General features: G+C 30.0%; 11 protein-coding genes and 2 pseudogenes. All 13 read right to left on the reverse strand.

Annotated elements, in window-relative coordinates:
- Nucleotides 1–19: 19 nt before the first annotated feature.
- Nucleotides 20–646 (reverse strand): L-2-amino-thiazoline-4-carboxylic acid hydrolase, encoded by a 627-nt coding sequence (locus tag J2Z38_RS03215; protein ID WP_209772359.1) that lies wholly within the window; start codon nt 644–646, stop codon nt 20–22.
- Between the two features lie 53 nt (nt 647–699).
- Entirely contained in the window at nt 700–1,527 is an 828-nt protein-coding gene (locus tag J2Z38_RS03220; protein WP_209772361.1) for a class I SAM-dependent methyltransferase, read from the reverse strand.
- Nucleotides 1,528–1,612: 85 nt separating this feature from the next.
- A complete protein-coding gene (locus J2Z38_RS03225) occupies nt 1,613–2,251 on the reverse strand; it encodes a DUF6796 family protein (RefSeq protein ID WP_209772362.1) in 639 nt (212 codons plus the stop codon).
- A gap of 131 nt (nt 2,252–2,382) precedes the next feature.
- Nucleotides 2,383–2,502 (reverse strand): annotated as a pseudogene (locus J2Z38_RS10745) (ABC transporter ATP-binding protein); the annotation flags it as partial.
- Nucleotides 2,496–3,116: pseudogene (locus tag J2Z38_RS03230) on the reverse strand (ABC transporter ATP-binding protein); the annotation flags it as partial. The pseudogenes J2Z38_RS03230 and J2Z38_RS10745, both read right to left, overlap by 7 nt.
- 69 nt (nt 3,117–3,185) lie before the next feature.
- Nucleotides 3,186–3,989: a KilA-N domain-containing protein gene (locus J2Z38_RS03235; protein WP_023059212.1), complete on the reverse strand. Its 804-nt coding sequence runs from the start codon at nt 3,987–3,989 to the stop codon at nt 3,186–3,188.
- 189 nt (nt 3,990–4,178) lie between these two features.
- Nucleotides 4,179–5,699: a recombinase family protein gene (locus tag J2Z38_RS03240; RefSeq protein ID WP_023059275.1), complete on the reverse strand. Its 1,521-nt coding sequence runs from the start codon at nt 5,697–5,699 to the stop codon at nt 4,179–4,181.
- Nucleotides 5,692–7,437, reverse strand: coding sequence for a recombinase family protein (locus J2Z38_RS03245; protein WP_023059418.1), 1,746 nt, complete (start codon nt 7,435–7,437; stop codon nt 5,692–5,694). Before J2Z38_RS03245 ends, J2Z38_RS03240 begins: the two co-directional genes overlap by 8 nt.
- Nucleotides 7,430–9,148: a recombinase family protein gene (locus tag J2Z38_RS03250; RefSeq protein ID WP_209772364.1), complete on the reverse strand. Its 1,719-nt coding sequence runs from the start codon at nt 9,146–9,148 to the stop codon at nt 7,430–7,432. Before J2Z38_RS03250 ends, J2Z38_RS03245 begins: the two co-directional genes overlap by 8 nt.
- A gap of 98 nt (nt 9,149–9,246) precedes the next feature.
- The gene (locus tag J2Z38_RS03255; RefSeq protein ID WP_000332792.1) at nt 9,247–9,414 is read right to left on the reverse strand and encodes a hypothetical protein; all 168 of its coding nucleotides are present in this window, start codon (nt 9,412–9,414) and stop codon (nt 9,247–9,249) included.
- Between the two features lie 415 nt (nt 9,415–9,829).
- Nucleotides 9,830–10,240 (reverse strand): sigma-70 family RNA polymerase sigma factor, encoded by a 411-nt coding sequence (locus J2Z38_RS03260; RefSeq protein ID WP_209772366.1) that lies wholly within the window; start codon nt 10,238–10,240, stop codon nt 9,830–9,832.
- A 238-nt stretch (nt 10,241–10,478) separates the two neighbouring features.
- Nucleotides 10,479–11,843 (reverse strand): MATE family efflux transporter, encoded by a 1,365-nt coding sequence (locus J2Z38_RS03265; protein WP_209772369.1) that lies wholly within the window; start codon nt 11,841–11,843, stop codon nt 10,479–10,481.
- 42 nt (nt 11,844–11,885) lie between these two features.
- Nucleotides 11,886–13,349: an ABC transporter ATP-binding protein gene (locus J2Z38_RS03270; protein WP_209772372.1), complete on the reverse strand. Its 1,464-nt coding sequence runs from the start codon at nt 13,347–13,349 to the stop codon at nt 11,886–11,888.

The following is a 13,349-nucleotide window of genomic DNA, read 5'->3' on the forward strand; positions in this document are numbered from 1 at the left end:
CTAATAATAAAATTATCTATTACTCTTTATCTCCCAAGATAAGGAAATCACAATAATCTCCTCCCTTGGCGATAGTTTCTTTTCTGTGTAAAACTCCATGTTGAAGGCTTATCATCACGTCGTCAAGCTCGCAGAAAAGTGGCATCAATTCATCTACCCCCAGCTTCTTTGTGTAAGCACAGATAGGGCAACGAGTAATTCTATAATAACAAGCACCCTCATAAGGTTCTCCCTCAAAATCAACTTTAAATGACGTTGGATAGAGATTTTCTTTTTCCTCTGTATACCACTTGTAATACTTAAGAATATTTTTCTTATTGGCTTTTTTCCCCCTCTCGGTATTGAGATTTACCAAAGAAAAAAACCATTTGACAGAATAAAGAGAGCGACGCATCATTTCCTGGATGGTCTCCGGCGGAATATTTTTCTCACTTGCTATATATGGAGCAACAAAGACAAGAGCGAACATCTCATTGTATGCCATGGGATTGTCATTGCCGATATCATCTGCCTCTTCTATTAGTTTTCGATAAATTTTTTTGCTCTTTTTAATAATTTCTGAAGCATATGCTTTATCATACTTCTCTATAAGAACTTTTTTCATTGGTCCTCTAAATAAATAGAAACAAAAACCTTTGTATTTCATTTTGCATACCCCATCAGCTTTCCAAATTTTGTTTTAGTAATTTATTTACAAATTTATTTTCTCCCAATAAGAAGAACTGAGCCAGAAAGTCCAAGGAATAAAGATTCTTTGTGGCCCATAAAAAGACCATTTGTTGTATCAATTAATTGCACATCTTCGTATCCATTTTGTTTAAGCTTTTCGATAAATTTATTCATATCTCCATATCTTGACTTACTCATCAAGTCATGGATAACAAAAACTCCACCTTTTTTAAGAACACGCAAAGTTTCCAATAGTAGTTTCTGCTTATTATGTCCCATTATATTGTGATAAACGTAGTTGCTTGTCACCACATCGAAGCTTTCATCTTCAAATGGAAGTTTGACTGCATTTCCCTCTTCAAATCTCACGTTGGAAACACCTTCAGCCTTTGCATTTTCTTGACAAATCTTTTTAGAAAACTCCCCTTTATATGAACCGCTCCAAATATCACAGCCAACCATGGTCGCTTTTGGATTTCTTTTTGCACAATCTATAGTAAGTGCACCGCTACCACATCCTACATCTAAGCCCACGCCACCATCTGGGATCTTTACATAGTCGGCAGTCCCATCTATTATGACTTTAGCAAGCTTCCTCTTACCCTTATAATCAAAGGTTCGATACATAAAGGAAAGCATAATTGAAAAAAAAAGAAGTATTAAGACTCCAATTCCTAAAATAATTCCACAGATAATCCTAAGTCTTCCACTGAAAACAAGGTCTGTCCCTGCGAAAATTATAAAGAGAATAAAAGTAATTATAGTCCCTCCGATTAAATTTCTAATTAAACTTGCAGGAACCCAGTTTCTATAATCAGGTTCTGTTTTCTTGTTATCAATAAAATTTGAATGTTTCATAAAAAAATCCTCCTTTAAATAATAAATTTTATAAAATTCCCCTTTATTAACTAAAATAATAATTTTAATCTCTTGCTTTATAATCTTATAAATTCATATTAGTATAGTTTATCAATAAAGATAAGTAGTAAATAAAATATATTAAGTTAAACCAACCTCCGCGAATAATCATGTGGAGTCCCTTTGGCAATTTCCCAGCAATTGGAGTCAAAATTATAAGAAATATTGGTGTAAATAGGGCTTGCCAACTTGGAAAGGCTGTAAATCCTAATAAAATTATCACTGCTATTGCTATATTTCCTAGAGCCATAATTCCAAAAACTATTTTTGCTTGAAATTTTAAAAATTTTAAAAATTCATCAAAGGCTCCTTTGTTTTCGTGCCTTGATAAAAGTCCTAAGTAGGCACATTGAATATGATAAGTGCCTCCTAGTATCATGCCAAGAACATTTATTAAAAATACAAACCATCCAATAGTTAAATACTTTTCTTGAGTAGCTAAAACAATATGATAAAAGCCAATACAATATATAAAGGCACATATTGGACCTAAAAGACCGCCAATGTATAATCTTTTTATGCTAACATTTTTCATTATGCCGACAATACTATTTATAGTATCCTTGCTATCATAATCATCAGGGTCATAATATAAGGTCATATCTCCCAAAAACATCAGAAATGATCCCAAAAGACCTATTAATATACTTTTGTATAAAGTCATAATTAAACACCTCCTTGCACTTAATTGATACTAATTATCAACTCAATTATAGCATATAAAACAGTTTCCTTTCAATCATACGATTTGCTGCGCTAAACTAAGCAAGAAAACAAAGGCAGTCCGAAGACCGCCGATATTTTTATCATATTGAAATAATCCATACCACTTGTAGGTTCGTCGAAATAGACAAACGGAGAATCCTTGCACATAACAGATACTATTGCAAGTCTTTGCTTCTGTCCTCCTAATAAATAAATTCTTCTGCCATTTTTGTTTTTTCTATTAAATTCTTGTAAACTTTTGATTTTTGTAAAAGCTCTTCATGTTTGCCTTCGATTTCTACTTTTCCGTTTTCTAGAACTACTATCTTGTCAGCATTTTCTATGGATTTCATTCTGTGTGAAATGATTACAACTGTTTTATCTTTAATTAAATTATTTAAAGACTCTTGAATTTTTTTCTCGTTATCAACGTCAAGACTTGCCGCTATCTCGTCTAATATTAGCATCGGTGCATCTTTTAAGAATGCTCTGGCTATTGATAATCTCTGTCTTTCTCCCCCTGATAACTCAGCGCCGTTCTCACCAATAACCGTATCGAAACCCTTGTCCATTTTTTCTATAAAGTCTGTACAATTGGCAAGCTCTGCCGCTCTTTTAACTTCTTCATCGCTTGCATCTTGCTTACCGAGTCTGATGTTTTCCATAACGCTTTGATTAAAGAGAACTACATCTTGGAAAACTATTGAGACCTTATCAAAAAGAGACTCTGTTGATATTCCTTTTATATCTTTGCCGTCGATTAGGATTTGTCCCTTGTCATAATCATAAAGTCTTGATATAAGTTTCAAGATGGTTGTTTTACCCTACAATGTCAAGCAATTGTTACATAAAATTAGACGATATTTCTATCGCCTAATTTATATACAAAACTTTTATTTTAACTTTTTTATACGTTCACTTTCTGTTAGAATCCTCATTTGTTCAATAGCAATTGCATTTAATTTTTCTATCCTTTCGGTTGCATCCATTCCCTCATTTATAAAAACAGCATTTAAGTTCTCAAGATTTGATAAACACACTAATTGTGATATATCAGCATAGTCTCTCATATTTCCTTTTAACTCCGGATTACTTTCACGCCATTCTTTTGCTGTCATTCCAAACAAAGCTACATTTAATATATCTGCTTCACTTGCATAGATATAGTTTATTCTTTCCTTTGATAATTTCTCAGGGACAAGTTTATTCTTAATTGCATCTGTATGAATTTTGTAATTTATCTTAGCTAAATTCCTCTTGATATCCCAACCTAATTGTTTTTGTTCTTCTTCTTTTAAGCGCTCAAACTCTTTAATAAGATAGAGCTTAAAATAAGGTGATACCCACGATGCAAATTCAAAAGCTATGTCTTTATGTGCATATGTTCCACCATATCTTCCTGCTTTGGCAACAATTCCGATAGAATTCGTCTTATTGACCCATTGTTTAACCGATAAAATAAAACGATTAAAACCTGCTTCATTTTTAATTCCCTCGAATTCGGTGGAATTAAAATTCGCATTATACATTTCTTCCCATATTCCTAAAAATTCAATTGTATTTTTATTCCTTAGCCATTTTTCTATTAGTGTCACACCATTTTCAACATTTCTAACCATGTCGGTTAAAGAAATATAATCTCTATTATCTATGGCAATAATGCTAATTTCTGATCCTTCCACATTTATTTTAGACACAAAAATCACCTCACAATATCTCATTTTAACTATAATTATATCATTTTTTTGTTTGTTCCTAAATATTTACCCTATCAACTCATAGTAAACAGCACTATTTATTTCTGCAAATTTTCTCGCCATTATTTACATTTTGGCATATTAAAATTAAAGCTGGCGAGATTATGAGTTACTTTTAATGCTATTCATCTATTTTTCTACAATTTCTATTTCTCCACTTCTTGATACAACTATTTTATCAATAGAACTATCTACATAGGATTTCAATAAATTATTCTTATCTAAGGAATTACCATCGAATTCTTTCTTCAAATCAATCTTCTCTGATTTTAATTCTTTCAACCTACTCTCCAATAATATCTTTTTATCTTTGATAAAAGTTTTTTCCTTTAAGTAGTCCTCTTTTGAAATATTTTTCTTTTTATAATTTTCATAAATGATTTGTAAATTACTGTTTAATATGGATATTTCCTTTAAAATCTCTTCTTTTACATTCTTGTGTTCTATAACTTTCTCTTTATTTAATGTGTTTTGAATCTTAAAACCTTTTAATTTTGGTTTTATAAGTTCAATAATATCTTTCTCTTTGATATTGTTTGGTGTTTTCTCAGCTTTACATAAATTACAATAATAACTTTTATACTTGTATATTTTATCTGAATTCTTCTTTTGTCTACTGTCACATCGAAAACTCATAGGTCTACCACATTCTTTACAAAATATCTTACCAGAAAAAATAGAGCGATTTTTCTTTCCTGTATAAACATAAAATTTCCTTTTTTCTTTTATTGACTTAACCTCATCAAAAACCTCTCTTGAAATAATTGCTTCATGAGTATTATGGATTACTTTCCACTCTTCTTCAGGAAGTAATATCTTTTTTCGCCTACCAATTCTTGTTTCTTTATACTTGTTATATACATAATCTCCTGTATATAATTCATTTCTTGTAATTTGTGATATGCAAACACTTGTCCAAACTCTTTTCTTTACTCTACTTCCTGTAATTAAATTTCCAGTATAATCAGAAAGTTTCAGTTCTTCTTTTCGCTCAGAGCGAGTTATATAGCCTTTTTCATTAAAAATATTAGCAATTTGAGTACAAGAATACCCTCTTAAAATTAAATCAAATGCTTCTTTTACTATAAATGCTGTCTTTTTATCAATGATGATATGATATTTATTATTTGGATCTTTGATGTATCCAAAAGGTGCTGCCCAGTTTGTATTCTTCCCCTGTGATTTAATTTGTTTTAAAGAATTGCTTACCTTCTCAGATAATTCTTTACTGAACAAATCATAATACAAGGTCTTAAACTGCATATCCATATCTAAGCCATTTCCATTTTCGTTTATGGAATCATAACAATCATTTATAGCTATAAATCGTATTTTTAAAAATGGAAATATATTGCTCAAATAATCCCCAAGCAAGATATAATCTCTTGAAAACCTCGACATATCCTTTACTATGATAGTCTTTACTCTTCCTTCTTTTACATCATCAATAAGTCTTAAAAATGCAGGTCTGTTTGTATTCGTTCCCGAATACCCATCATCTACATATTCCTTTATTTCACAACTCTTTAAAGATGATTCATTTTCAATATAATTTCTTATATAATCTCTCTGATTTACTATGCTTATACTTTCATCCATTTTGTTATAATCTTCGTCTGAGAGTCTTAGATAAATAGCCACCTTATTCATACTCTACCTCCAACTGCTCTTTTATATCTTTATCAAGATTAAACTTAAAATTTATGGTTACTTTCTTATTATGTGAAATTTCTATATGGTTAATGAGAGTATCAACCAATCCTTTATCCACTTCTATACTCTTATCAGCATCTAAGCAGTAAAATAGAGCTTCTATGAATTTTTTCAGTTCCCTTTTCCTTTTCTTTATATTTCTTATTCTTTCATCAAAAACTTTTAATTCATTTTTTAAGGTTTTTATTTGATTATTTATTTTTTTACTTTCTATTTTAAAATCACTTAAAAGAACATCTCCTTTAACATAGTTTTCATATTGTTCTTGTAGATTGATCCTAAGAGAAGCAATCTTTTTATTATTTACATCTGTTTTTATAGAAACTTGATTTATCTTTTCAGCACTTATATTTTCTAAATATATTTTTAGTTGTAATATTTTATCCTTTTTATAAAAGCTTGAAACCAGTCTTTTTAAGGTATCTACTAAAATTTTGTCAAGTTCTGTTTCATATATTCTGACATGAGATTTTTCTAATTTTAATCTATCTCCACCTTTACAATAATAGCAATAGCAAATCTCATCATGATATTTCAGTCCTCGTGGTCCATATTGTTTTTTCAAATTTCTACCACAAACACTGCATTGTATGAGGTCGTCATACTTTCCTTCTTTTTTATAATCTCTTTGAATTTTTACTCCAACATTTTCTTTTCCGTCTTTTATTATGTTTTTCAGTGAATGGTAAGGTAGATAGTTTTGTTTTTTCTCCTTTATCTCTCTGATATTTTCAAATGTAGTTTTGTCTATTAACCCTTCATGGGTGTTCTCTGTTATAATCCACTCTTCTTTATCACGAAACTTACTTTTCCTACTTGGATCATGTCTATTTGAGTATACTCTTTGAATCAAATTCCCAATATATACTTCATCAGAAAGCATTTTTGATATATAAGAAATATCCCATTGTTTTGTATCTTCTTTATCCTTAAAAATTTTACCTGTTCTTTTATATTCATCAGGTGTCGTATATGTTTTAGTCAATTCTCTTGCTATTTGCATATTGGATTTACCTTGACTTGCCATATAAAAGATAAGTCTTACTACATCTGCTGCCTTTTCGTCCATCACCAGAACTCTTTTTCCATCAATTTTATCAACCTTATAGCCATACGGAGCCATCGCTCCTATAAAAGACCCTTGTTTCATTTTTATTTCTTTAGAGGCTTTTATTTTCTTTGAAATATCTTTTGCGTATAAATCATTGAAGATATTTTTTATTGCTATTTCATAACTCTGATCTGATTTTATACCGTCTTTGGTATCCAGATTATCATTTACGGAAATAAATCGAATTCCCAAAAATGGAAATACTTTTTCGATATAGTTTGCGATTTCCAAATACTCTCTACCAAACCTTGACATATCTTTTACTATGATACAATTTATCCTACCTGTTCGGATATCTTCCATCATTTCAATAAATGCAGGTCTTTTAAAATTTGTTCCAGAATATTCATAGTCCTTGTATACTCTTAAAATCTTTATATCTTTTTCGTTTGCAGCATTTATACAAAGTTCTTCCTGCATTTCAAGTGAATTACTTTTATCCCTATAAGCTTCCTTTCTTTCCTGTGATAATCTAGCATAAATACCGGCAATGTATATTTTTTCAATCACTTTTCCAACTTCTGTTTCTGATTGTGATATATGCCTATTTTTTGTTCTAGCCATAGCATACCTCACTTTCAGCACTTACAAGACTTTTATTCATAACAGTGGGTATAGTTTTTGACTTCCTGCTTATATCGATACTTTTCTTTTTTATGGTGTTAGATTTAATGCCAGACTTATCCATTTTTGTCATTTCTTCAAGTAAAGACAATTCTTCGGTATGATTAAACCTAACATCTATCGTCTTATTTTCAGAAATAAAAATTTTATCAATAAGCATCACAACAGACAATCTATCTATTTCAGATAAATTTTTATACTTGTTAATGTCGATGATCCAACTCTTATTTTTGTCAATCTTCTCCTTAGTATATTCCTGTTTTTTCAATCTATACTCGATACTTTCATCTAATTTAGTCAATTTCTCTGTATAGTTTTTTCTAAAAAGATGATATTCTTCTTTACTAATAACATCTTCTTTTAGGTCAAGGTATAGAGAAGATAAGAGTTCTTCTGTCATTGCTTTTTCTCGTCTTAGTATAGGAATTTGATTGTCTTTCAAATTTTTATTTATATCTATACGCTGAACTTTAGAATATAGATTTTCATTAAATTCAATGTAGGACTTCATTATTTTAGATACTGCTTTTATCAAAGTTTCTTCTTTTATGCTGTGTCTTGTGCAAGATTTTCCCTTGTTGTACTTTGAACAGATATAGAATATCTCTTCTCTTTTTTTATACTTTACAGTCCTTCTAATCAAAGAACTTCCACATTCTTTACAAAAAAGCATTCCTGTAAAAATATCAATTTTGTCCTTTCCACGAGAATTATTCAAATCTCTTTTTAACATAGTATTTGCAATAGTAAAAACTTCTTTACTTATAATTGCTTCATGGGTATTTTCTACTCTTATCCATTCTTCTTTCTCTTTTTCTATCTGCTTTTTATTTTTGTAACTTAAAGTAACACTCTTTCCTTGTAAGGTATTTCCAATATATACTTCATTTTCTATAATTCTATTTACTGTCTTTGCTGACCAATTTCCACCATTTATATTTTGAAATCCATTACACTTAAATCCTTGACTTTCTTTATATTTTCTTGGAGTTAAAACTCCTAAATGATTTAGTTCATCTGCAATTGCCTTTGAGGAATATCCCAAGAGTTTCATATCAAATATATTTTTGATAATATCCGATATCTTTTTATCAATCACTAACTTGTTTTTATTCTCCTCAGACTTTTTATATCCATAAGGTGCAAAAGCACTGATAAAGTCTCCTTTTTCTCTTTTTATCTTTTGAGAGCTTTTTACCTTATTGGAAATATCTCGGCAATAACTATCATTGATGAAGTTTTTTATAGGAAGTATAAGGTGTGTATCGTTTATATCTGCACTTTTACTATCGTAATTGTCATTTACTGATATAAATCTTATACCGTTTTCCGGAAATATTCTTTGAATATATTTTCCAGCTTCTATATAATCTCTTCCGAATCTTGATAAGTCCTTTACAATAATTGTATTGAACTTTCTATCATAGGCAGCCTTTATCATTTCTTTAAAATTGGGACGATCAAAATTTGCACCTGAATATCCATCATCAACATACTCTTTGATCATTGTAATTTGATTTTTTCTTGCATAAGAGTTTATAATTTCTCTTTGATTGGATATAGAGTTACTTTCTGTTTTTTCGCCATCTTCTTTTGATAATCTTAAATACATAACTGCCAAATTTTCTTTTGCTAAATTGTTTTTAAACATAAAAAAGCCTCCTTCAATTCAATTTACATACAATAAATCGAACCAAGGTTAGGCTTCCACAAAAATATTATAACGCTCCTTATATTTTTTGTCAGCCCCTAATAGACAGAAAATTTTTCTTTGATGTATTCCTCTACTAAATTTTCTAAGCTAAATCCATTTTCATTAAATTTAACTTCTATATTCCAACCATCAATTTGATTTATCATCTGTTTATCTTTTTTATCTGTTTTCATTTCTGTATTTATATTATGTTCATCACACATAATATCTTCTCCTTATCTTTAATTTTTTTAAGTTTTTTGACATTAACAGGCGTGTAGGTCACGACATTGGAATTTCACCACCGCCCCTTTTCAAGATGAGCCGGCAACAACTGTAGAAGTATCATTATCCCCATTTGCTTCAATGCATCAGTTTCCTAGGCTGAATATATAATTTCTTTTTGTCGCTCGTTTTCTTATATCCTTCCTTTAGCTAGAGTATTTATTTAAACCGAAATCCTTATCAGCAGAAAAGTCATGGCGAAGAAATTATAAAGCTCCACAAATGGTTAATGTCCTGTCTTGGTCTATTCAGTTGTCAAGGTTCAAATTTCTATTAATTTCTTTTTTATATAAAAGAGGACAAAATTCCCCTTCACTTTATAAAGGAAAATTTGCCCTCTTTGGTAACCATAATTTATAGTTCTTCTATAAATTTCTTTAGTTTTTCTAAAATTTTATCTCGTCTTTTAATTAATGTTGGATGTGAGATATTTTTAGTCTTTGCTACTGCACGAAGTGTTTCATCATTGAAATATAATCTTTCTATGATTTCCCGTTCATCCTTATTTAACTTTGACATAGCATTTTTTAATGCTTCAATCATCATTTGTGTAGCTACAACTTTTTCTACATCAACATTTTTATCTTCTAAATTATCTTCAAAATTCCCATCGTGATTTAGGGACGAAAAAAATAGCAAGTGGTTTTTCTTGTCCACCTGCTCTAAATATTTTTCGTGTTCTCTTTCTTGCCAGTAAACTTTGTATATCTGCTCACTTACTTTGATTTTTTGCCCACCGACATAAAGGTAATATTCTTTTGTCATTTATGTTTCCTCCATTCTTTTTTTGTCTTTATGTTTTCAGACAAAAAAAGGAGGACTCCTGCTCTTGGGCATGGTTAGTCCTCTAAAATGAAAAAAACTCTTTCTGATAAGAATTATATTTAATTTTTTAACTGAGTTATCTAGCTTATAAACAGCGTAAACCAAAGAAAAAAGGTAAATTTACTTTAATTATATTTATTTGCATATTTCCCTCCATTCTTTTAAATAAACCCACTTATTATTCATTACTTGAATTTTTCAAACTAATTTTATCCATCCTATTTAATTCCCCAAACATCATTACTACACCAACTATTATCATAATTAAATCTACAAGGGGTTCTGCAAACCATACTGCTTTAACTCCAAATATCATTGGTAAAATAATCATGGCAGGTATGAATAAAAATAACTGCCTTAGCATTACTATTATGCCAGCTTTTTTAGCGTTTCCTATTGATTGGAAGAATGTTATAGTCATTACCATTACTCCATATAGGATAAAGATAGAATAAAATAGTCTAAAGTTTCCTATTCCCTGAGTTATAATACTTTCTTCTACTCCAAATAAAGACAGAATATTCTTTGAAAATGCTAATGCTGGTATCCAAAATATTGATGCAAGAACTAATCCTCCGATAGAAAATACTTTCATAGCTTCTTTTACTCTGTCGTATTTTTTCGCTCCAAAATTTGTACCAACTACAGGTTGTAAACCTTGACTCATTCCCCAAAGTGGAATGAATGAAAAGGCATATATTCTAAGTGTTGCTGCCATCAAGATAGCATTTGTATCTCCACCATATTTAAATGACATTTTATATAGCATTGTTTGTTGAATCATAAATAAAATTTGCATCATCATAGCAGATGACCCTACGCCAAACATTTCTTTTTTTATTTCCTGATCAGGTTTGATTTTATTTATTTTTACTGCTTTACTTTTATATTTGAAGTAATGGAGTGTTATTATTGCTTGAACTAATTGTGCTGTAATAGTTGCAAGTGCAGCCCCTTCTATTGCGTATTTTCCCATTAATTTCATTAGAATCGGATCAAGAATTATGTTTAAAAAAGCCCCTAGCCCCATAATGAGCATTGCTTTTTTCATTAATCCTTCTCCACGCATAACCATGTTTGCTGATTGAGTAAAGTTTACAAATAAAGAACCAATAAAAATTACTCGTAAATATCTGATACCATATTCTTTAATTTCTCCACTTGCTCCAACCATATCTAAAAAATGTGGCGCAAGTAAAATTCCGCCTATTGTAATAATTGATGAGAATAGAATAACCCAAAAGATTAAATTCCCCATAATTTTATCAACTGTTTTTTTGTCGCCCTTTCCTATAGCTCTTGATAAAACCGATGCTGAACCTACACCAATAAGTGTAGATACACCACTATTGAAAAATGTAAGTGGCATAGCTACACCACAAGCTGTCATTGCTGTTTGTCCTATAATATTTCCTGCAAAAATTCCATCCATTAGTGGATAAAGACCTATTACTATCATTCCTATTACAGCAGGGATAGATAATTGAAAAAGTAAATCTATAGGTCTTTTTGTTAATAATTGTTCTTTCATATCTTGTTTCATAAAATTACCTCCTTTTTTTCATCCAGATTTTTTTAGCAAATTTTAAGTTTGATCGAAGAATTCCCTAATTTTTCCCATATTCTTTTCATCTTTAATACCATGCCATTTGACTTTTCCATTCTCCATAAACATAAAATAATCACAACAACATTCTACTAATTCCGGATCATGTGTGATAATAAAAATAGTTTTTCCGTCCTCTTTAAGCCTTATCATTTCATTAGAAACTTCTTTCATATTCTTAAAATCCAAACCACTTGTAGGTTCGTCCAAAATCAGTATTGTCCTATCAGAAGCGATAGCACTTGCAATTGCAACCCTTTGTTTTTGCCCTCCGGATAATGACATTGGATGGCAATCTATAAAATCCATTAAATTTAACTTTTTACATATCTCATCGATCTTTTCTTCTTTATTCTCATCGTTCTCTATACTCAAAAGAATTTCTTCTTTAACTGATTCGGTAAATAATTGATGATTAACATCCTGCATCACCATAAAACATTTTTTTAGCCTTTCTCTTGTAGCATAACTTTCTGTTTGTATATTTAAAGTTCCTTTTGCTTTTTCTTCAACTCCACATAAGCATTTTGAAAAAGTTGATTTTCCAGAACCATTATTTCCTAAAACAGCCACAATAGATTTTTGAGGTAATACAGCATCATTAATTTCAAAAAAAGGCTCTTTTCCATAACTAAACATAAAATCCTTAATCTCTATTTGTTCCTTAGATTCTATATTTTTTATACGGCTACTGGTATCAATAGGGTGTATGCTCCTTAACCCCATATTATTTAAAATGCTGTTAGGTAATTTCTTGAACTCAACACAAGAAAATTCTTTGTTAATTTTTCCATCTTTCATATAAATAAATCTATCTGCAATATCAATTAAATATTGTAGTCTATGCTCTGCAATAACCACAGTTGACTTTTTTTCTTTCCATTTTTTTATGATATATTTTAACATTTTTATAGTTTGTATATCTAAATTAGAAGATGGCTCATCTAATACATAGATTTCAGGCTCCATAACAGCAGCAGAAGCACAAGCAATTTTTTGTTTTTCTCCTCCTGACATAGAAAACAAGCTCTTATCAAGCAAATCTTTTATATTTAATTCTTTTGTCACTTGACCAATTCTTTTACAAATTTCTTCTCTTGGAATTCCAAAGTTTTCACAGGTAAATGCAATTTCACTTGTGGAATCTACATTGAAAAATTGAGTTCTTGGATTCTGAAATACTGAACCTACATATCGACTTAATTCATCAATCGACTTTTTAGAAATTTTGTGGTTTCTAACTATAACTTCTCCAGTCAAAGTTCCTGTATAATATCCGGGAATTAGTCCATTTATCAATCTACTTATAGTAGTTTTTCCACAACCGGATTCACCACAAAATACAACCACCTCTCCATCATTGATTTTTAAATTAATATTATAAATTCCAGCATTCTTATTCCCGCTATCATAAGTAAATGACACGTCTTTAAATTCAATCAA

Source organism: Anaerococcus degeneri, from assembly GCF_017874475.1.
GTDB classification, from domain to species: Bacteria; Bacillota; Clostridia; order Tissierellales; family Peptoniphilaceae; genus Anaerococcus; species Anaerococcus degeneri.